Below are 21,990 nucleotides of genomic sequence, written 5' to 3' on the forward strand. Positions count from 1 at the left end.
CTTTTCTGGTTTACACCGGAAAGAGTCATGCGATGCAGGCCCTTTCAATATGGTTTGCCTAGTTTTATCAGTACGATCGAATCATGATGAATCAAACTGCAATATTTATTGATGCCGGATTTCTGCTCTCACTAGGCGGTCATCGTGCCGCCGGAACGACCTTAAGATCAGCCTTTACAACCCATTACGAGGCGCTGGTACGCGGGATCGTGCAAACCGTAAAGAAGAATACGGGTCTTAATAACCTCCGCGTGTATTGGTATGACGCCTCGAAAGACGGGCTATTTACTGAGCAGCATAAGCGGATTGGCTTGATACCCGGCGTTAAAGTGCGCTTAGGTCGTATCTCTTATAACGGCGAGCAAAAAGGTGTGGACCTGAGACTGGCGCTGGACCTTGTAGGGGTTGCCCGTAATGGCTCGGCATCAATTGCTTACTTGGTCTCCGGCGATGACGACCTCGCCGAGGCCGTCGAAGAAGCGCAAGACTTGGGCATGAAAGTAGTGTTACTAGGCGTAGCGAAATCCGATAGCCGTCTTGGAGTAGCCTCGGTGGCTGAACACCTGGCTTTGACCGCTGACTACATTGAAATCGTTCCGAATCAACTATTGGATAGCGCATTCACCAAGGTTCTTGAATGGGACAAGAATCATTCTGAAAAGACGTCTCTAATTGCTAGTGCGTCTTTGGAGACAGAAGCAAAGCCAGCAGCGAAGCCATCGGTTCCTACTCCTGCCGTCATGGCTCAGAAGCCAGTTATCAGGCCAGCCGTTGAACCGGAAGCCGAACCTGTGGTGATCTACTCCAGTGGTGGTGAAGCTTCTGGCTATCAGGGTTCCGCGGCTTATGAGCAACAAGAGTTGAAGGTTGCAGAAGAGATCGGCGCAAAGGTTGCTGAATCCTGGCTTGCCTTCACGACACAGTCTGACGTAGTAGAACTCATTGCTGACAAGCCGCAGCTGCCACCCGAAATTGACAGGACTTTGCTCAAGGATTGCGCTCAAGTGCTTGGGGAATGGAAAACTGATCAGCAGATCATCCGTCGCACACTTCGTGGCGCCTTCTGGGAGTATTTGGGCAAGATCATGTGACGAGTCAGTACAATCTGGAAATCCGCTTTCCGACGCTAGCTAAGGTAAATTTATATCGTGACTTCTCAGCAGAAACCTTTTTACATCACCACGGCTATTTCTTACCCGAACGGTACCCCGCACATTGGGCATGCCTACGAGGTAGTGGCTACCGACGTTATGGCTCGATTCAAGCGCCTGGATGGTTTTGACGTCTTCTTCCTGACCGGCACCGACGAGCACGGCCAGAAGATGATGCAGACCGCAGAGAATCTTGGGGTCACGCCGGCTCAGCTGGCCCAGCGTAACTCGGATGCATTCCAGGCCATGAATGATGAGCTGGGTACAAGCTACGACCGCTTCATCCGTACCACTGATGCAGACCATCATGCGGCTGCGCAGGAACTCTGGCGCCGCATGGAAGCCAATGATGACATTTACTTGGATAAGTACGCAGGATGGTACTCGGTACGCGATGAGGCCTTCTACACCGAAGACCAGACGGAAGTGCGCAAGGACGGTATTCGTTATGCCGTTGAAACCGACACTGAAGTTACTTGGACTGAAGAAGAGTCCTACTTCTTCCGCTTATCCAAGTACCAGGACAAGTTGCTGGAGTACTACCAGAACAACCCTGAATTCGGCGCGCCACGTTCCCGCTTCAATGAAGTAGTACGGTTTGTCGAAGGCGGTCTGATGGACCTTTCGATCTCTCGAACGACCTTTGATTGGGGCATCCCGGTACCGGGCAACGAGAAGCATGTAATGTACGTCTGGGTAGACGCCCTGACCAATTACCTGACGGGCGTTGGATTCCCGGACGTTGAGTCTGCTTCTTTCCAGAAATACTGGCCGGCAGATGTCCACGTGATCGGCAAAGACATCTCGCGATTCCACGCGATCTACTGGCCAGCATTCTTGATGTCTGCAAAACTGCCATTGCCTAAGCGCGTCATGATCCATGGATTCCTGCATAATAACGGCGTGAAGATGTCCAAATCCCTGGGCAACACTGTTTCCCCAGATGATTTTGTGAACCGTTATGGCTTGGACCAGGTACGCTACTTCTTCTTGCGTGAAGTTCCGTTCGGTGCCGACGGCAGCTACAACCACGAGACCATCGTTGCCCGTATTAACGGTGACCTGGCCAATAACTTCGGCAACCTTGCACAGCGTTCACTTTCGATGGTCGCAAAGAACTGTGGGGGAGTAGTCCCGACCCCGGGCGAATTGCTGGAAGCTGATCAGCAGATTCTGGAAGCAGCCGGCAAGCTGCTGGAGATCAACCGAGATGCTTTCTCGCGTCAGGAATTCAGCAAGGCACTTGAATCCGTTTGGCACGTTCTGGGCGATACCAATGCCTACTTCGCTGAGCAGGAGCCATGGAAGCTGAAGAAGACCGATCCTGAGCGTATGGCTACTGTCTTGTACGTGACCATTGAGATTGTCCGCAAGGTGGCGTTGCTGCTTCAGCCAGTATTGCCGCAGGCCATGACTTCTATGCTCAATGCGTTGGCAGTTGGCGAAGGTTCGGCGCGAACCTTCGAGTCCTTTGATAGCGCTTTGGTCCCAGGCACTGAGCTCCCAGCTCCTTCTCCTGTGTTCCCACGTTACGAGGAAGAGAAGTAAGAATTTTCCTGAGAGGAAATTGAGGAGTTCTGCTTGATTCTGAATCCGAGCAGAACACCTCAATTTTTTTCATTCAGTCAGGGTGTGACGACTCCGGTCTGGTAGGCGATGACTACAGCCTGGACCCGGTCACGAGCTTCCAGTTTGGCCAGAATATGACCCACATGGGTTTTGACTGTAGCTTCTGACAGGAATAGTTTTTCTGCGATTTCCGGGTTGGAAAAACCTTCTGCAATCAGGCCAAACACTTCCCGCTCGCGAGGCGTCAGCGATTCAACCGCGGCAATCAGGTGATCCTTGTGCTGTGACGAGCTCTTCTTGAGCATTGGCGCCATGTGGTCCAGCAACCGTCGAGTGGTCGATGGCGCTATGACGGCATCTCCTCGATTGACGGTGCGTACTGACTCCAAGAGTTCTTCTGGGGGCGCATCCTTCAAAAGAAAGCCGCTGGCGCCGGCTTGAATGGCGCTTAGCGCATATTCGTCCATGTCGAAAGTCGTCAGCACGATGATCTTGGGACCATCAGCGGCCTTCTTATCTGGATCCAATAGGCGTTCGGTAGCTTCGATGCCGTCCATTTCCGGCATTCGCACGTCCATCAAGATGACATCCGCCTGAGCCATCAGTGGTGCAGCTAGTGCTTCACGGCCATTGCCAGCTTCAACAATGACTTCCATATCCTCTTGGGAATTAATGAGCATTCTGAAGCCACTGCGAACCAAGAGCTGATCATCGACCAAGCCGACCTTGATGGCATCTGTATTAGGCATTTGAATATTAGTCCTCGGTGTAAGGGATGAAAACATTAACGGCGAAACCGCCCCCGGTCCGGGGGAGTGCAGTGCAGGTACCTTCATATAAGGCTACGCGTTCTTTCATTCCCTGCAGACCTTGTCCTACGCCTTCCAGGACGATGGAACCGGCACCTCGCCCATCGTCGCTGACGCTCAAATTCAGGCCCCGGGAAGTCCACTCAATATGGACTTGGGTCTGTGTATCAGGACCAGCGTGCTTAATGACATTCGTGAGCGATTCTTGAACGCATCGATAGATTGTGAGCTCCGCGCCTGCCGGTAGTTCTTTCCGCGGGGTTCCAGAAGTTTCGAGATGGACATTCAGTCCGGACACGGCAACGCTTTCTACGAGTTCAGGTACGTTTGCCAATGACGGAAGAGGGCGATTCTCCAATTCCTCATCTTTGCGTAGAACTCCCAGAAGCCTGCGCATTTCTTTCAGTGAAGCGCGGCCAGTATCTGAAACTGTCTTCAGGGTCTCGATGGCAATCTCCGGGTCTTTCGCCGCCGCATATCGTGCCCCGTTAGCCTGGGTGATGATGACAGAGAGCGAATGGGCCACGATGTCATGCATCTCGCGGGCGATGTGGTTTCTCTCGTCGGAAGCTGCCAGGGCGCGCTCGGTGAGGCGTTCTTTCTCGAGGCGTTCGGCGTGATCCCTCAGGGACTTCATGGCCAGACGCCTCGTTCGCGCTAAGTCACCGAAGGTCCAAGAAAGGGTGACAACCAATGCAAGACCCACGAAAGAAATCATCATGTCGAAGGTGAAGACGGGGGATGGATCAGGCGAGTACCTTGAGGCGCCGAACATGCTGAACGTCGCCAACAACGCGCCAATCAGACCCAGCCCCAGCGTGCTGAATGACTGCCAGCGTTTCCCGTAGACAGCCATGGTATAAACCATGATTGGAACGGATACTTGCGAGAACATCATTAGCCCGTCAAAGCCCAGTTGCAATACATGCCCGGTGGCGACAACGAGGGTCGCTGCCCATGGGCAGCGACGCCGCACCATCAGCGGAGCTGACTGGAGAAGAGAAAGGCTCAGCACGGCGAGAACGGCGGCAACTGACATCGAAGAAGCGAGGCTGAGGGCGGCCGGTATGCAGAACAGCGTGTACAGCAGGCCGGTGATGAAATCTACCCGTCCGGGATTCTCGCGGATCCAACCGTCAATTCGACGGTGGGGATTGGCAAAGATCAAGAGTTCCTGCAATTCAACGTTTTAGTAGCTGTTGATCCGTATAGCGAAGCAAAGGATCTGTTTATCCAAGGTTATCGGCAATGAAGACGGCGATGCCTCATGCCCAGGGAGGAAATATGTCGGCGGAAACTCATCAAATCTCATTATTTGAGATGAACTCTCAAATGGCGGACGCTAGTCGATAGAATCTGTGCCATGGGAAATGTAATTGATATTGCGGTCATTCCGGGTGACGGTATTGGCCCAGAAGTTGTTGCCGAAGCGGTTAAGGTTCTGAAGTTCGTCACTAATGGTGGCAAGAACGAGATCAAGCTGACCGACTACAAGCTTGGTGCAGAGCATTGGCTGGCGACTGGCGAAACACTTCCGGATGGGACGCTGGAAGCTCTTAAGAAGCACGATGCCATTCTCTTCGGCGCTGTTGGCGCTGCCCCTGGAGATACGCGCATTCCGTCCGGAATTATCGAGCGCGAAATGCTTCTGAAGCTCCGCTTCTCGCTGGATCATTTCGTGAATCTGCGTCCGGCTAGGCTCTATCCTGGAATTGAGAGCCCCCTGGCTAACCCCGGTGAAATTGACTTCGTGGTGGTTCGCGAAGGTACCGAAGGCCCGTATGTAGGCAACGGCGGTTCGGTGCGCACGGGCACCGCGCATGAAATCGCTACCGAAGTATCGGTAAATACCGCCTATGGTGTGGAACGTGTTGTCCGCGACGCATTCCGCCGTGCATCAGAGCGTGAACGCAAGCGTGTCACCCTGGTGCACAAGCACAACGTGTTGGTGCACGCCGGGCATTTGTGGAAGCGCACTGTCGAAATGGTGGCGCAGGAATTCCCAGAGGTTACCCACGATTACCTGCACGTGGATGCGGCTACCATCTTCTTGACCACGGACCCATCGCGTTTCGACGTGATTGTCACTGACAACCTCTTTGGCGACATCCTCACCGACCAGGCCGGCGCCATTACCGGTGGTATTGGCCTGGCAGCCAGTGGCAACATCAATATGGACCGTACCTACCCATCGATGTTCGAGCCGGTTCATGGTTCGGCTCCGGATATTGCCGGCCAGCAGAAGGCAGACCCAACCGCGGCGATTCTGTCCGTGGCACTGATGCTTGATCACCTCGGGTTGGCTGAAGAAGCTCGCACAGTTGAGCAAGCTGTTGAAAAAGAGATCACTTCACGTCAAGAATTGACCGATAATCGCACCACAAGTGAAATTGGCGATGCAATTGTCGCGTTACTGGCATAAGCTGAAAGTGACGTTTCTGGTTAGCTGATAACCAGTAGCCAAATCCACGAACGGATGTTCCGCAGAGGCGTGGAGCATCCGTTCTTTGTTTATTGAACTAGGAAGTCCAGGGTAGATGGAATTCACCGAAAATCTCTCAACGAATCGCAAGAGCGAACAGGACCGAGCCGGCGTCTTGGCTAATCCTGGGTTCGGAGACTTCTTCACTGACCACACCGCAGTCATCGACTGGTCAGCAGACGATAGCGGCCGTAACGGTGAATGGCATGATGCTCGAATTGAGCCATACGGCCCTATCGCCATGGATCCGGCCGCCTCGGTCCTGCATTATGGCCAGGAAATCTTCGAAGGCCTGAAGGCCTACCGCCACGCCGATGGGTCGGTATGGACTTTCCGCCCGCAGGCCAACGCTGCCCGCATGAACAAGTCGGCTCAGCGCCTAGCACTTCCGCAGCTGGATGAAGACGTTTTCGTCGACTCGCTGCGCAAGCTGGTGGCAACGGATATCGATTGGGTTCCTACCGGTGACGGCGAAGCCCTGTACCTGCGTCCATTCATGATTGCTACCGAAGCATTCCTTGGTGTGCGTGCAGCGCGTGAGGTTTCCTACCGCGTCATCGCATCTCCAGCAGGCAATTACTTCGGTGGCGAACTCAAGCCAGTGGCTATTTGGGTATCGAAGAACTACGCACGAGCAGGCCGAGGCGGTACAGGTTCGGCTAAGTGCGGTGGCAACTACGCGGCCTCGCTCGTAGCCCAGCTGGAAGCTGAAGAAAACGGCTGCAAGCAGGTTCTGTTCCTTGACTCCTTCAATGACAATGCCGTTGAAGAGCTCGGGGGCATGAATGTCTTCTTCGTAACGAAGGACAACAAGCTGGTGACCCCAGCGTTGACCGGAACCATCCTTGAAGGCGTGACCCGTTCGTCGGTCATCCAGCTCGCGAAGGATCGCGGCATGGAGGTCGAAGAACGCAAGATCACCCTGGATGAGTGGCGTGAAGGCATCGCCTCAGGCGATATTGCCGAGGTCTTTGCTTGCGGTACAGCAGCGGTGATCACCCCAATCGGCCTGCTCAAGAACGGCGAAGAGCTCATTGGTGAGGAGAATGCTGCAGCCGGTGAGGTGACCATGTCCATTCGCGAAGAACTGCTGGGAATTCAGCGGGGTACCGTGGAAGACCGTCACGGTTGGCTGGAACGTTTGGCGTAAAGCTAGCTCAAAGTTGCTGGTCTCGAGACTTGTAGTCTCGGGACCAGTGGTTTTTAAACCGAATTGGTCATGTGCAAACGCAGTTGCTAGCGTCAGTACGTAGCAGACGCTGCTCCACTGCAAGAAGTTCTGGGGCCGATCGAACGGAGTAATGTTTGTCTGGAGAAGAGCGCAGGGAAACTAGAAGCATTGCAAGACGAAGCTTGCTCGGTCTGGCTGTTGTTGGTGGAACCGCCGCAGGGCTTTCTTTCCTCTTCCCGGACCGTCGGGCCTCTGAGATTAGCGCTCCTTCAGTGACCCCGTCTCCGAGCCCCACGCCGAAACCGACTCCCGATATGCGGTATTTAGCGAATCTGAAGAGTGGGAAAGAAATTAGTGGCCATGAAAAGGTCTTCGGCAGAGCATATTCGACGCTAAAGATTCTAGAGGCGGTACCTCTAACCAACTATCGCAATTCTTCGAAGCTTCGGTTGGCGGTGTCTGTTGTCGGGCATATCAATGAACTGCAAATAATCGATCCCTCCGTCGGCAACGCTATTCACACGTTGAATTTGCCCGATGACAGCGGGCACGGAATTGATTCGATGGTTTGGGATGAACCCCGGCAAAGACTTTATGTCAGTGTGGACGGGAGTGTTCTCGCATGGAATCCAGCAATTCCTGAGCAGTTCAATACCTTGGTGGACGTTGAAGGCGCCTCGGTTGCATATGAGCTTCGGCTTGATTCGAGCGGCAATTTGTGGGGAGGAACCTATCCACTCGGCGCAAGCTTCAACTACAACGTCGAAAGCAAGAATCTTCGAGTATTTGATCGTGTAGCCGAAGACACCGACTATATCCGCCGGCTGGCATTGGATGGCCGGGGCAGAGTATGGATGGGAACGGGGTCTCGGAATCCTAGGCTATTCACCTTCGAAGCGGGGAAGCCGGACGCAGTACGTGAAATAAACCTTCCAGTGCATGTGGCCCATGGATTCATTGGGTCGCTTGACCCTATCGGGCACTACCTCGCTGTTACCGTTAGCTCCGTTTCCGAACAATTCATACTCGATACCCGGACGATGAAATGGCACGAGCCAGTGACCCGGGTATGGGCATCGCGCGAGATTTCCAAGTCCAGTGCGGGGAGATTCTTCAGCATCACTTCCGGCCATCTGCATTCAACTGCATTCCAGGGAATGGACGACAAGCAACTCGGAAAAGTCGAGGCGCGCGGCATCTTGTGCATCATTCCGCAGAATGGGCGCATCCTCATCATCAGTACGACAACCGATGGGATTCTCTGCGAAACATTCGATCTGGGTTTGAATCGCGTACGCGCTACCCGCGAAATCAGATTGACCCCGAGCGCCATCAAGATCCAATCGCTGCTCGGACACAGTGACGGAAACATCTATATCGGAGGATACAAGGCGAACGGTGTCGCCTCATTGAATCCGGAAACTGGCGTTCGTTGGAACTCCGGCGATGACGAGCAGGTGATCAATCAGATCGAAGGAATGGTCGAATACGACCAGAACAAAACCTATATCGGTTCCTACGGTAGTGCTGACCTGGTCCTCATGGAGACACCTCAAAACAACGCCGACAGAAACTATGACCGGATTGCACGGCTGCTCACTGAGTACTCGCAATCGAGGCCCTTTGGCTGGGCAGCAAATTCATCCAGCGTGTTTTTCGGAACTGTTCCGGAATATGGAGTTTCAGGCGGTGTTCTGGGGAAGATTGATCCTGATACTGATACGGTCTCTTGGGTTCTTGACGGGGACGGCAAAGGATTCGTTTCAGGCCATTCAATCATCGGGCTAGCCGCCGATGAATCGTATCTCTATGGCACCACTTCGGTGCGCAACGGATATGGCGTTGAAGATACGAAAAGTCCTGCCAAGGTCTTCAAGATGCACATAGCGTCCCGCAAGATCCTCTGGGAAACAAGTCCTGTGGAATCCGCGGGCGCGTTGTATTCACCTGCGATTACCGGCGGTTGGCTGGCCGTAGCTGATCTGCAAGGTGTGGCCTTGCTGGACTTGGACAGCGGACAGTTGAAGAAACGGCATATCGTCAACAACGTTAAAAACACTTCCTATCGTCCTGGATGGCTAGCTGCAGACGTAAGGGCAACGCCGGATGGGCTGAAGATGGTTCATGCTGCAGGGGGCGGAATAACGGTGATGGATTACGTTGCGGGAACTACTCATTCCGTTGTGTCCACACGAAGCCATGACCGGCACGGCACCAGATTGACCGTTGGTGCCGACGGCCACGTGTACGGGATTCTAAATCAAACCACACTGGTGCAGCTTGCCCTGGAGCCGGAATTGACCTAGCCGAGTTCGCGGCGACGAGCCGAGGTGGATTGCCGTCCGAGGATTTTCTTTCCCTTCATTGGCCGTATTTCGCAGGCGCAGTTCCTGCAGTGAAGGAAAAGCTGAGACGTCATAGTTTAGGCTTGTATTCATGCGCATTGCACGATTTGTAGTAGATAGCGACCCGCTGTACGGCGTCGTCGACGGTAACGATATCCATGTTTTGGCTGGAGATCCATTTTTCCAGGGGATCAAGACCACTGGTGCTACGCACTCTTTGGATGATGTTCGGTTGGTAGCTCCGATCATCCCTCGCTCAAAGGTGGTGGGCTTTGGCCGCACGTACCGCGAGCACGCCAAGGAACTTGGAAATGAAGTTCCTGCTGAGCCGCTGATGTTCTTGAAGCCGAATACTTCCGTAGTCGGCCATGGAGACCCCGTCACCCTGCCGGCGTTTTCAAATGAAGTTTCCTTTGAAGGTGAACTTGCCGTGGTGATCGGCCGTATCTGCAAGGATGTTCCAGCCGACAAGGCGCAGGACGTGATCTTCGGCTACACCGTAGCAAACGACCTGACCGCCCGCGATGCTCAGCGCACCGATCCGCAGTGGGCTCGTGCCAAGGGCTTTGATGGTTCCTGCCCGCTGGGCCCGTGGATTGAGACCGAGATTCTCGACCCGGATGATCTGGGAATTATCAGCCGCGTCAATGGAGAGGTTCGCCAAGATGGAACTACCAACGACATGATCTGGCCAGTCAACGAATTGGTTGCTCGTGCTTCCGAAGCTTTCACCTTGCTGCCAGGCGATGTCATCATGACTGGGACCCCTGCGGGTGTCGGCCTAGTAAATGCAGGCGACGTTGTAGAAGTGGAAGTCGAAGGTATCGGTTCATTGCGAACCGTCTTCCGTCGCTAGGAACCATCACTGATGTTGTGAGGCTTTCGATCGCTAATGTGATCGGGAGCCTCGCGCTTTAACTGCAAGTTTCTTTGAGGAAGGCATAGAATGAAAACATCATGACTGATCTTTCGTTGATTCCCGTTGTTACCGAAGATACCCCGGTACGCGTTCGTTTTTGCCCATCCCCAACTGGTACCCCTCACGTAGGTTTGATCCGTACTGCCCTTTTCAACTGGGCCTACGCGCGTCACACCGGCGGCAAAATGGTCTTCCGCATCGAAGACACCGATGCTAAGCGTGACTCCGAAGAAAGCTACAACCAGCTTTTGGATGCTCTGGCATGGTTGGGTATCGATTGGGACGAGGGCGTCAACGCGGGCGGTCCGCATGAGCCATACCGCCAGTCGCAGCGTGGTGGCATCTACGAGGACGTCATTGCCAAGCTTCGTGCTGCAGGCCATCTGTACGAGTCCTACTCGACCCCAGAAGAAGTTGAAGCACGCCACAAGGCAGCCGGCCGTGACCCGAAGCTGGGCTACGACAACTTCGACCGCGAACTGACCGATGAGCAGAAATCCGCGTTCAAGGCCGAGGGTCGTGAACCGGTATTGCGTGTTCGCATGCCGGATCACGACATTACCTTCAATGACCTGGTACGTGGCGAGATCACCTTCAAGGCTGGATCCGTTCCCGACTATGTGGTGGTGCGCGCCAACGGCAAGCCGCTATACACCCTGGTCAACCCAATCGATGATGCGCTGATGGGCATTACCCACGTACTTCGTGGCGAAGATCTGTTGTCCTCGACTCCACGCCAGGTCGTCTTGTATGCGTTGCTGCACGATATCGGCGTTGCCCAGTACATGCCGCGCTTTGGCCACCTGCCCTACGTTATGGGACAGGGCAACAAGAAGCTATCCAAGCGTGATCCAGAATCCAGCGTATTCCTGCACCGCGACAATGGTTTCATCCCGGAAGGCCTGCTGAACTATCTCGCGCTGCTTGGCTGGTCGCTGAGTGCTGATGAAGATATCTTCTCGCGTGAACAGCTGGTAGAAGCCTTCGATGTAGCAGATGTGCTGTCCAATCCTGCCCGCTTCGATGTGAAGAAGGCAGAAGCAATCAACGGAACCCACGTGCGCATGCTCGAAGCACAGGATTTCCGTGATCGTTTGGTCCCTTACCTGCAGGCCGCTGGCCTGGTGGGCGAGGAGCTGACTGAACGTGAAAACGACATCCTGGACCAGGCTGCGCCGCTGGTGCAGGAACGTATTGCCCTGTTGGGTGAAGCGACCGACATGCTTGAATTCCTCTTCAAGTCTGATGACGAAATTGTCATTGATGAGAAAGCGCTCAAGGGAATGCCGGCAAACCTGGTTGAGGTTGTCGACGCTACCGTCCAGGGCCTCGAAACCCTTACCGAATGGAACGCCGAAACCATCCAGAAAGCACTGCGCACGAAGCTTGTGGACGAACTGGAACTGAAGCCTCGTCAGGCATTCGGTCCAGCCCGCGTTGCTATCTCGGGAAAGCGCGTATCTCCACCGCTCTTCGAGTCCATGGAAATTCTTGGACGCGAGTCGAGTCTCAAGCGTTTGCGCGCATTTGGCGAGTCCCGCTAGCTATTCGCCGAAAGCCCGCTGAGAAGCACGTTGAACGCCTCGGATGGTTCCAGTCCTGTGAGCTGGTCCTGTCCGAGGCGTTTTCGTTGAGATTGTTGACGCACTCGTAGATGTGCGAACGGCCGCAATCCGCGTTTATCGTCCATGTCCGAGCCGGAGCTGGCGCATCTGTATCTCGAGCGACTGGCCGGGATTGAGGCAGGTTTTGCGGATGATGGTGCTTATGCCCGGGAAAGGTACATGGCAGGCGGGCTTATGTTCATTGGGCAGCGAGAAGTGCGGTTGCTGCGTGCGTGGAGTTTGGCAAGATTAACCGCGTCAAGCGGAGAAGCCTAAACCCCATTTGTGCCCCGTTCCTTGGCCGGTGCGCTGAACTAGAGGGTCTGCCGGCACAGGCGCTTTGCATAGGGGATGACCCTGTTGGCGGCTATCAATGTGCCGTTGACGCGGGACTCCAGTATTTTCTCACGGACAGTGCTTCACTTCACAAGAATTTCCCTGCTTGGCTAGTGGCGGATTTGGGATGACTGGCAGCTGTTCTTTGCTGATTTTCCGCGGATTCTGCGTGGGGCACCGGTCGCGAGGCTCGATTTGTGTACTGAACATTAGGCCGGTATAGTTTTATCTCGTGCTACGGCAGTGGCCGGAATGACGCTCAGCTGAATTCCGGAAAGGCCAAGTCACAGTGGGATATGGTGTAATTGGCAACACAACGGTTTCTGGTTCCGTCATTCTAGGTTCGAGTCCTGGTATCCCAGCGCTTCACCAAAGAGATTTGGTGAGCTGAAGATTAGTCTTCAGCATACGGCCCCATCGTATAGCGGCCTAGTACTCCGCCCTCTCACGGCGGCAACACGGGTTCGAATCCCGTTGGGGTCACCACAGTAAAACCGCGGAGAATTCCGCGGTTTTTGCGTTTCCCGGACAAAATCTGCATCAGGCTCGCGGGTTTCCCTGTTGGCATGAGGCAAGATAGTTCTCATGGAGTCGAATTCAGATCTGGCTAAGAGCTCAGGGCAGGAAACTGCCTCGCAAACCGAAATTGGCAGTGATTCCGCGGCGCGTTTGAGCGAGCTCCAGAAGCTGCTCGAAGAGCTTTCCTTTGTAAATGGCCAGCCACGAGAAGCCTCTGCGTTCGAAGAACTGCGCAACAAGGCATTGCATCAAATCTCGGACTACCTCATTCCACGAGTTTCGAATCTCGGCGCACCGCTACTGGTGGTCGTCGGTGGCTCCACGGGCTCGGGCAAATCGACTCTAGTCAATTCCCTTCTGGGAGAACCTGTCAGTCTCTCCGGCGCCGTGCGTCCGACCACCCGGACTCCGGTCTTGGCTTTCAACCCTGTTGACCAATCCTTCTTTGAATCTGAACGGATTCTTCCCGAACTTAAACGCGTAGCCGGACGTGGCTTCAATGCCGATGCCGGAGCAGACAGTAATCATGCGCTGTTGATGACGCCCCGTGAGCAGGTACCACGAGGTTTGGCCATCCTCGATGCCCCGGATATCGACTCGGTTTCCGACGAGAACAGGGAATTGGCGGGCCAGCTTCTGAACGCAGCAGATCTATGGATTTTTGTCACCACAGCCAATAGATACGCCGATGCTCTTCCTTGGGATATGCTCACCGAAGCCGGCGCACGGAAAATTACCGTCTGCGTCGTCTTGAACAGGGTGCCACCTGGAGCCGAAGACGATATTGTTCCGGATTTGAAACGCCTGTTAAGCGAGAAGGACCTGGATCCGTCGTTGCTGCATGTCCTGAACGAGACGCAACTGGATGACCAGAAATTGATTCCAAGTGAGCACGTGGAACCCTTGCTCGCGTGGCTGAACTCACTGGCAGCAGATTCCGCTAAACGGCAGCAGATTGCGGCCCAAACACTTGACGGCGCGTTGCGGCGCACCACCGCAGATGTCAGTGAGCTTATCGCTGAACTGCAAGAGCAGGAGAAACAGCTCGGTGAATTGCGCGCCCTTACCAATGAGCGCTTTGAGCAATCGCTGGCCAGAATTAACGATTCGCTCAATGACGGCTCATTGCTGCGTGGCGAAATCCTGGCCCGGTGGCAGGACTTCGTAGGAGCGGGCGAGCTGCTGCGCGGAATCGAAGGCGCCATTGGACGGATGAGGGATCGTGTTGGCGCATTCTTGACGGGAAAACCGCCAGCGACCCATCGTGTTGAACAAGCCATCGAATCAGGCCTGCACATGGTCTTCATCGCCGAGGCAACCAAGGCCTGCCACGACGTTGACAGGTCGTGGAAGAACACGCCATTTGGCCAAGCGTTACGCTCTAATCTGCAATCGCCGCGCCCGCCACAGGATCTCAATGAGCAAGCTTCGGAAAGCATCCGGCTTTGGCAAAAAGATGTCTTGGACATGATTCGGCAGGAGGGCGCCGGGAAGCGCAAGACGGCCCGCATGGCGGCATTTGGAGTCAACGGGGTGGCGGTCATCCTGATGGTCGTGGTCTTTGCGTCAACAGCGGGCCTCACCGGTCTGGAAATCGGTATTGCCGGCGGCTCCGCATTGGTAGGGCAGAAACTGCTGGAAGCAATTTTTGGCGAGGATGCGGTACGTCGCATGGCCACCAAAGCCCGCAAGATGCTTGACACCCGGGCACGGGATCTACTGGATAGGACCTCGTCGATCTACCTGGACGAGCTAGCCGCAAAATCGCAGCCGGAGCTTGCCGATCGTTTGGGCAAGATTACCTCAGCCTTGAGCAGCAAAGGGGCTCACTAATGTCCGAGCGCAAGATTCTCAGAGCAGTCAGCGGTCTCAACTCTCAAATCAACAGCATCGTGGAAGCGATGCAGCTTGCAGAACCATATCTGGAACCAGAAACCATCGATCTAGCCGCGGACGTTATCACGCGTGCTGAATCTCGGCGCCAGCTTTCATCCGAACATGTGGTTGTAGGACTTTTCGGTGCCACGGGCAGCGGAAAATCAACGATGTTCAACGCTTTGGTAGGGCATGAGTTGGCGGCCACGGGTGTCATCCGCCCGACTACTACTGATACTGTCGCTGCAATCTGGGAACCAGAAGGATCAAGCGAGTTACTGGACTGGCTGGAAGTGACTACTCGTCACGTCATGGGCGATCAGGACAGCCGGGCGCAACCTGGAAAGAAAAAGAAGTTCGACTCCGGTCTCTTGCTGTTGGACCTACCGGACATGGATTCCACGGCAGTGGATCACCACAAGATTGCTGCTCGTTTGGTGGGCCAAGTGGATTATCTGGTATGGGTGCTTGATCCGCAGAAATACGCCGACGCGTCAATACACCATGGATATCTCAATTCCTTGCGCAGCCAGCAGGGGAACCTGCTGATCGTCCTGAACCAGATTGACAAGATTGCAGAACAAGAACGCAAGCAAGTCGTCGATTCCTTGCGCGGCATCTTGGCAACCTCCGGCTTGGAGAACCTTCCCATCGTTTGCGCCTCTGCTGCCACGGGCGAAGGGATCGCAGATGTGCATGCCAAGATTGCGGCCGCGGCGAAAAACAAGGCACTTTCCACGCGTCGGCTCCGCGCAGATGTTGATCAAGTCATCCACCGCCTCAGTGAGGAGCTCCAGGTGGAAAAGGTGCGCCTGCCTAGCCAGCTGCACCAAGCAGAGCTGGAGCGTGTGATCGCAAAAGCGCACGGCGCCCAGTACATTGCTGACGCAGTGGAGACCTCCTACCTGCTTCGGGGTGCTTCGCGAACAGGATGGCCTTTGACCACGTGGCTGGTCAAGCTGCGCAACGATCCGCTGAAACGGATGAATCTTGGGCGCCGGCATGAAGACCCGGAATTGTCCTTGACTTCGCGTCCAGAGCTTTCTGTCGCGGAGGCTTCGGCTATCGAACATGGCATTAACCAGTATGTTTCCGAGGCTTCCAACGATCTTCCGGAAAGCTGGAAAGAGCCACTGCGTGAAAAGGTGCACGCGAATACGGAGGTACTAGATGACGGCATCGATGCGGCTATAGCCGGCACACCGCTGGGTGTTGAACGGTCCTCGTGGTGGTGGCCGGTAGTCAAAGTCATCCAATGGGTGGCACTTGTTGCGGCCCTGGGCGGAGCCTTGTGGCTCGCAGGCTATCCGGTGGCTGGATACTTCCAATTCGACCTGCCACAGGCTCCCCGGGTCGAAGGAATCGCAGTCCCGACGCTGCTGGTTTTCATAGGAATACTGCTGGGTATTGTCCTTGGCTTGGCTTGCTCGTTTGTCAACCGAATAGTCGCTAAAGTTAAGCGTAGGAAAGCGTTGAAGAACATTGAACGCTCGGTATCCCACTTGGTCAGGCAGGCCGTGATTGATCCTGTTGACCAGCACTTGGACACCTTCAATAGTTATTCAGCATTGATCACCTCAGCAGCCAAGAAAGCCGATTAGAACTCTGTGACTACAAACCAACCAAACGTCGATGCAACGGTAGGTGACCTTGGGGAACAAGGCATCCTGGACGCGATGTTGCCGCTGCTTGATTCTGAACAAGCAAGTCTCGGGCCCGGCGATGACGCAGGCGCGCTGCGCGTGCGCGGAACGGAAGTTCTCGTCTCCGTGGATACTCTGGTTGAGAATCAAGATTTTAGGTTGATCTGGCCCAGCGGGTTAGAGCACAGAGCCTATGACATCGGGTGGAAATCCATTGCCCAAAATGTTTCGGACATTAATGCGATGGGCGGTCACGCAACTGGCGCCGTGATTTCTTTGTCCCTGCCGAAGGACACTTCCTTGGAATGGGTCAGGGACTTCAGCCGCGGCATCGCCGAGGCGATACAGGGACTTGGCGCACAGGAACTTACCATTCTGGGGGGAGACCTCGGGAAGTCCCAAGAAATTTCCGTTACCACTACAGTTCTGGGCGAATGCGAGCATGGCAAGGTCCTGAGGAGCGGAGTCCAAGTTGGCGACCGCATTGCCGTGGCAGGACGTGTCGGTGCAGCTGGGGCAGGGCTTTCCGTCCTGGAACATGATCGCAACGAACAAGACTGGAGCCGGGCGGTGCGCCGGCTGGTCCAGGCGCAGTGCCGACCCGTGCCACCGTTGGAATCCGGCCCGCGTGCCGCGGAAGCAGGTGCTACAGCCATGATGGACATATCTGATGGGCTGATCCGTGACGCTGGGCGCTTGGCCAAAGCCAGCCATGTGAATCTCGAGTTAGAGTCTTCCGCGCTGCAGGATTATGCTGTTCGCTTGGAAGCCGCGTCAGAACTGACCGGCACCGATCCGATGTCGTGGGTACTGTACGGCGGCGAAGATTTTGGACTCCTTGCCGCCTTCCCAGAGGGAATTGAAATCCCAGAGGAATTCACCGTAATTGGTGCTGCCAAGCCGGCTAATGGCCGCCGCGCAGTAGTGAAACTTGATGGCAAGGTCTCAAAGCCCGAGACAGGCTTTGACCACTTCGGCTAGCTGCACCGAACGTGCTTCAAGAGCTGGCTACGCGCGATCATTCTGGATGCGCAGCAGTTCAGAAAGCTCGTGGGCGGCGCTAGTCACGGCTTCGTGGTGAATCTTCCCCGGCTGGCGCGTGAGCCGTTCAATCGGGCCGGATAAGGACAGAGCCGCGATGACTCGTCCGGACTGACCGCGAACAGGTGCCGATACGGAAGCAACACCTGGCTCGCGTTCTCCCAGCGACTGGGCCCAACCACGTCGACGGACGCCAGCCAGAATTGTCGGCGTGAAGCGCGCGTGATGCAATCCATCGACCATGCGTTCATTGTCTTCCCAGGCGAGCAGAATCTGGGCTGCCGAGCCGGCTTTCATGGACAGCTGGGTTCCAACAGGGATGGTGTCACGCAGGCCGATTGGACGCTCAGCACTGGCGATGCACACACGATAATCGCCCTGCTTGCGGAAAATCTGCGTGCTTTCACCGGTGAGGTCGCGAAGCTTGATGAGCACGGGGCCAGCGGCGCTGACCAATCGGTCTTCGCCAGCGGCGCTGGCGAGTTCCACCAGACGGTTTCCCAGTTCAAAGCGGCCATGCATGTCGCGTCCCACCAATCCATGGTGAACCAGCGATTGCGCAATGCGGTGCACCGTAGGACGCGAGATTTCGGTGAGTTCTACCAGCTGGGACAGGGAAGTGGGACCATTCTCCAATGCGTTGAGAATGGCTGCTGCCTTGTCCAGTACGCCTACGCCGCTGCCTGTTGTCATGGTTCCAGTATCATGTCTCAGTATTTGAGATTCAAGTCCGCATACTGGAAAAGTCGATCTATGAAGTGTCAAAGTTGGAGTATCAAATGTTCGTAGCTTGAGGAGTGTGTCGCATGTCCGCCATGCAGTCGCCCCAGACATTGGCAGAAAAAGTCTGGAATGCACATGTTGTGCGCCGAGGAGAAGGCGAAGGCGAAGCCCGCCAGCCGGATTTGATCTACATTGATCTCCACTTGCTGCACGAGGTGACCTCGCCGCAGGCCTTCGAGGGCCTGCGCCTGGCTGGCCGTCCGCTGCGTCGTCCGGACCTGACGATTGCGACCGAAGACCACAACACTCCCACGCTGGATATTGACAAGCCCATTGCCGACCTGACCAGCCGCACCCAGATCCACACCCTGCGGGATAACTGCAAGGAATTCGGTGTTCGCCTGCACTCCTTGGGCGACAAGGAGCAGGGCATCGTTCACGTGGTGGGTCCACAGCTGGGTCTGACCCAGCCGGGCATGACTGTTGTCTGCGGTGATTCGCATACTTCGACCCATGGCGCCTTCGGAGCCCTGGCTTTGGGTATCGGCACCTCGGAAGTCGAGCATGTCATGGCCACCCAGTCGCTGAGCTTGAAGCCATTCAAGACCATGGCGATTAACGTCGAAGGCACCTTGAAGCCTGGTGTTACCTCCAAGGACATTATCTTGGCGGTCATCGCCAAGATCGGTACCGGTGGCGGCCAGGGGTACGTGCTGGAGTACCGTGGTTCTGCGATTCGCTCGCTGTCCATGGATGCCCGCATGACCATCTGCAACATGTCCATCGAGGCTGGCGCCCGTGCCGGCATGATCGCTCCGGACGAGACCACCTTCGAATACGTCAAGGGACGCCCGCATGCACCGGCAGGCGAAGACTGGGACGCCGCCGTCGAGGACTGGAAGCAGCTGCACACCGATGAAGGCGCGCGCTTCGACGCTGAAGTCTTCTTGAATGCAGACGAACTCGAACCATTTGTCACCTGGGGTACCAACCCCGGCCAGGGTGTCTCGCTGTCCGAGAATGTGCCTTCTCCGGAAGACTTCGAAGACGAGAATGACCGCAAGGCCTGCGAGCGTGCCTTGAACTACATGGGTCTGACCGGCGGCACTCCGCTGAAGGACATCCGCGTGGATACCGTCTTCCTGGGGTCCTGCACCAACTCCCGCATGGAGGACCTGCGTGCAGCTGCCCAGGTCATCAAGGGCAAGGAAAAGGATCCTGATGTCCGCATGATCGTGGTACCCGGCTCGGCGCGTGTTCGGCTGGAAGCCGAAGCTGAAGGCCTGGACCAGATTTTCAAGGATTTCGGTGCTGAATGGCGCTTTGCAGGTTGCTCCATGTGCCTGGGCATGAACCCGGACCAGCTGGCCGAGGGGGAGCGCTGCGCGTCCACCTCCAACCGCAACTTCGAAGGACGACAGGGCAAGGGCGGACGTACCCACCTGGTGTCGCCGCTGGTGGCCGCGGCTACCGCTATCCGTGGAACCCTCTCGTCGCCCAGCGACCTCGTCAACGCACCGACTTCGGTCTAGGAAGGATCACCGTCATGGAAAAGATTGTCAGCCACACCGGTATTGGTGTTCCACTGCGCCAGAGCAATGTGGACACGGACCAGATTATTCCTGCCGTTTACCTCAAGCGCATCACCCGCACCGGATTCGAGGATGCGTTGTTCGCGGGTTGGCGACGGGATGAGAACTTCATCCTGAACCAGGAACCTTTCAATACCGGCTCCGTGCTGGTGGCAGGTCCCGACTTCGGCACCGGTTCTTCGCGCGAGCACGCTGTCTGGGCGTTGAAGGACTACGGATTCAAGGCTGTGATCTCCGCTCGTTTTGCCGATATTTTCCGTGGCAACTCGGGCAAGCAGGGACTGGTTGCTGCTGAAGTGGCCCAGAGCGACATTGAATTGATCTGGAAGGAACTGGAGAACAATCCAGGCACCACGGTCACCGTTGACCTGGAATCGCGTACGGTCCAGTGCGGTTCCATCTCGGCACCGTTCCAGATTGACGACTACACCCGCTGGCGCTTGATGGAAGGCCTGGACGATATCGGCCTGACCTTGCAGCATGAGGAAGATATCACCGCATACGAAGCCAAGCGTCCTGCGCATAAGCCGCAAACTTTGCCGGCACGAACCGCAGGCTAAGCAACGAGTTCAAAGTAATTGGAATGGTCCGCTCCTCCCTGACGTTGTTAGGGGTGAGCGGATTATTGCATTCCTGATGGAATGATTTTCGGCAGAGCGTAATAGGTCTGTCTGAAAGCATGCTCACAATGTGTGCGCCACGAGATGATCTGGGCATACTGGCAGGTACAGAGGCGGTATGCTTACTTAGTCCTGCCAGTTCGAAAGCCTAGAAGCTTCGGCGGGCGATAACGACTACGCGATGAGGTAATTCATACATGGGTAAGATCCTGACGATCCATGGTGGTGTCCCGCTCAAGGGCACCGTACGAGTCGGCGGAGCAAAGAACCTAGTGCCAAAAGCCATGGTCGCGGCTCTGCTTGGCGATACCCCTTCGGTATTGCGCAACGTACCGGAGATCAAAGATGTAGCTGTCGTGCGCAGCCTTCTTGAAATTCACGGTGTCAAGGTTGACCAGGACCCTGAAACCGGCGATCTCACCATGGACCCTACCCAGGTCAAGACCGCCTCGAACCAGGCGATCGATGCCCATGCCGGTGACTCGCGTATCCCTATTCTTTTCTGCGGACCATTGATCCACGCCCTGGGCGAAGCGTTCATCCCGGATCTGGGTGGCTGCCGCATCGGCGACCGTCCGATTGACTTCCACCTGGAAGTGCTGCGCGACTTTGGAGCGATCGTTGACAAGGCTGCCGATGGCATCCGCATCTCGGCCCCTAATGGGCTGACCGGCGCCAAGGTTGAACTGCAATACCCAAGTGTCGGCACCACCGAACAGGTACTGCTCTCGGCCGTTCGAGCCAAGGGTGTCACCGAAGTCAGCAACGCGGCCATTGAGCCAGAAATCCTTGACCTGATCTCGCTTCTGCAGAAGATGGGCGCCATCATCTCCGTGCACCGCGACCGCGTGATCCGCATCCAGGGTGTCGAGAAGCTTACGGGCTTCGACCACTCCGCGTTGCCTGATCGCAACGAAGCCGCATCATGGGCCTCTGCCGCGCTGGTCACCAAGGGCGATATTTTCGTCCAGGACGCGACCCAGCGTGATTTGACTGCTTTCCTGCACGTCTACCGCCAGATCGGTGGTGAATTCGACGTCAAGTCCGACGGCATTCGCTTCTATCACCCAGGTGGAGACCTTAATCCACTGATCCTGGAAACCGACGTCCACCCGGGCTTCATGACTGACTGGCAGCAGCCGCTGGTAGTGGCCCTGACCCAGGCCAAGGGCGTATCGGTCATTCACGAGACCGTGTATGAGAACCGCTTCGGATTCACCGATGCGCTGGTTCGCATGGGTTCCACCGTCCAGGTTCACACCGACTGCCTCGGGTCCACACCTTGCCGCTTCGGACAGCGCAACTTCAAGCATTCTGCTGTTGTCGTAGGCCCAGCGAAGCTGACCGGTGCCGACATCGATGTTCCTGATCTTCGTGGCGGTTTCTCCCATTTGATCGCTGCTCTGGCTGCAGAAGGCACCAGCAAGGTCACCGGCATTGAGATCATCAACCGGGGCTACGAGCACTTCATGGAGAAGCTGCAGGCCCTGGGCGCAAATGTCGAGCTGAGCAACTAAAGGGGATCCGATTCGTGGTAAAGATTCTGGCCCCTGGCGAATCTGCTAAGACTAAACGGGTTTTCTCGCTATTG

16 protein-coding genes and 2 tRNA genes are annotated in these 21,990 nt (G+C 55.7%); 15 read left to right on the forward strand and 3 right to left on the reverse strand.

What is annotated here, in order from left to right:
* Positions 1–83 precede the first annotated feature (83 nt).
* Together ACWICV_RS01460 and metG are read left to right on the forward strand one after the other, a co-directional pair.
* Complete coding sequence (locus tag ACWICV_RS01460; protein WP_105659140.1) at positions 84–1,091, forward strand: NYN domain-containing protein; 1,008 nt, start codon at positions 84–86, stop codon at positions 1,089–1,091.
* 57 nt (positions 1,092–1,148) lie between these two features.
* Entirely contained in the window at positions 1,149–2,699 is a 1,551-nt protein-coding gene (gene metG, locus ACWICV_RS01465) for a methionine--tRNA ligase (protein WP_400288790.1), read from the forward strand.
* A gap of 77 nt (positions 2,700–2,776) precedes the next feature.
* On the opposite strand, the gene ACWICV_RS01470 is transcribed toward metG, so the two are convergent.
* On the reverse strand, positions 2,777–3,469 hold the full coding sequence (locus tag ACWICV_RS01470; RefSeq protein ID WP_105659141.1) for a response regulator: 693 nt from the start codon (positions 3,467–3,469) through the stop codon (positions 2,777–2,779).
* A gap of 7 nt (positions 3,470–3,476) precedes the next feature.
* The gene (locus tag ACWICV_RS01475) at positions 3,477–4,709 is read right to left on the reverse strand and encodes a sensor histidine kinase (protein ID WP_105659142.1); all 1,233 of its coding nucleotides are present in this window, start codon (positions 4,707–4,709) and stop codon (positions 3,477–3,479) included.
* 183 nt (positions 4,710–4,892) lie between these two features.
* On the opposite strand from ACWICV_RS01475, the gene ACWICV_RS01480 reads away from it, so the two are divergent.
* From ACWICV_RS01480 to thiL, 10 genes are all read left to right on the forward strand, one after another.
* Positions 4,893–5,951 (forward strand): 3-isopropylmalate dehydrogenase, encoded by a 1,059-nt coding sequence (locus ACWICV_RS01480; RefSeq protein ID WP_454090860.1) that lies wholly within the window; start codon positions 4,893–4,895, stop codon positions 5,949–5,951.
* Between the two features lie 115 nt (positions 5,952–6,066).
* Positions 6,067–7,161: a branched-chain amino acid aminotransferase gene (locus tag ACWICV_RS01485; RefSeq protein WP_400288793.1), complete on the forward strand. Its 1,095-nt coding sequence runs from the start codon at positions 6,067–6,069 to the stop codon at positions 7,159–7,161.
* Between the two features lie 155 nt (positions 7,162–7,316).
* A complete protein-coding gene (locus tag ACWICV_RS01490) occupies positions 7,317–9,488 on the forward strand; it encodes a hypothetical protein (protein ID WP_454090859.1) in 2,172 nt (723 codons plus the stop codon).
* A gap of 130 nt (positions 9,489–9,618) precedes the next feature.
* Complete coding sequence (locus ACWICV_RS01495) at positions 9,619–10,383, forward strand: fumarylacetoacetate hydrolase family protein (protein WP_454090858.1); 765 nt, start codon at positions 9,619–9,621, stop codon at positions 10,381–10,383.
* Between the two features lie 101 nt (positions 10,384–10,484).
* Positions 10,485–11,990 carry a glutamate--tRNA ligase gene (gene gltX / locus ACWICV_RS01500; protein ID WP_454090857.1) on the forward strand — a complete coding sequence of 502 codons (1,506 nt, stop codon included), beginning with the start codon at positions 10,485–10,487 and terminating at the stop codon, positions 11,988–11,990.
* Positions 11,991–12,676: 686 nt separating this feature from the next.
* Positions 12,677–12,748 (forward strand) — tRNA-Gln (locus ACWICV_RS01505).
* A 48-nt stretch (positions 12,749–12,796) separates the two neighbouring features.
* Positions 12,797–12,872: transfer RNA gene (locus tag ACWICV_RS01510), tRNA-Glu, on the forward strand.
* A 336-nt stretch (positions 12,873–13,208) separates the two neighbouring features.
* Positions 13,209–14,738, forward strand: a complete 1,530-nt coding sequence (locus ACWICV_RS01515; protein WP_454090856.1) for a dynamin family protein — start codon at positions 13,209–13,211, stop codon at positions 14,736–14,738.
* On the forward strand, positions 14,738–16,381 hold the full coding sequence (locus tag ACWICV_RS01520; protein WP_454090855.1) for a GTPase: 1,644 nt from the start codon (positions 14,738–14,740) through the stop codon (positions 16,379–16,381). The genes ACWICV_RS01515 and ACWICV_RS01520 overlap by 1 nt, the downstream gene beginning before the upstream one ends.
* Before the next feature lie 75 nt (positions 16,382–16,456).
* On the forward strand, positions 16,457–17,404 hold the full coding sequence (gene thiL / locus ACWICV_RS01525; protein WP_454090977.1) for a thiamine-phosphate kinase: 948 nt from the start codon (positions 16,457–16,459) through the stop codon (positions 17,402–17,404).
* Between the two features lie 27 nt (positions 17,405–17,431).
* Here thiL and ACWICV_RS01530 read toward each other — a convergent pair whose 3' ends face one another.
* Positions 17,432–18,157 (reverse strand): IclR family transcriptional regulator, encoded by a 726-nt coding sequence (locus tag ACWICV_RS01530; RefSeq protein ID WP_105659150.1) that lies wholly within the window; start codon positions 18,155–18,157, stop codon positions 17,432–17,434.
* A 122-nt stretch (positions 18,158–18,279) separates the two neighbouring features.
* Here ACWICV_RS01530 and leuC point away from each other — a divergent pair, with 122 nt between their 5' ends.
* The 3 genes from leuC (at position 18,280) to murA (ending at position 21,916) form a co-directional block, all read left to right on the forward strand.
* Positions 18,280–19,719, forward strand: coding sequence for a 3-isopropylmalate dehydratase large subunit (gene leuC, locus ACWICV_RS01535; RefSeq protein ID WP_454090976.1), 1,440 nt, complete (start codon positions 18,280–18,282; stop codon positions 19,717–19,719).
* Between the two features lie 14 nt (positions 19,720–19,733).
* Positions 19,734–20,339 carry a 3-isopropylmalate dehydratase small subunit gene (gene leuD / locus ACWICV_RS01540; RefSeq protein ID WP_013348787.1) on the forward strand — a complete coding sequence of 202 codons (606 nt, stop codon included), beginning with the start codon at positions 19,734–19,736 and terminating at the stop codon, positions 20,337–20,339.
* Positions 20,340–20,596: 257 nt separating this feature from the next.
* Positions 20,597–21,916 (forward strand): UDP-N-acetylglucosamine 1-carboxyvinyltransferase, encoded by a 1,320-nt coding sequence (gene murA, locus ACWICV_RS01545; RefSeq protein WP_332503888.1) that lies wholly within the window; start codon positions 20,597–20,599, stop codon positions 21,914–21,916.
* Positions 21,917–21,990 lie beyond the last annotated feature (74 nt).

This window comes from Glutamicibacter sp. NPDC055354 (genome assembly GCF_053644955.1).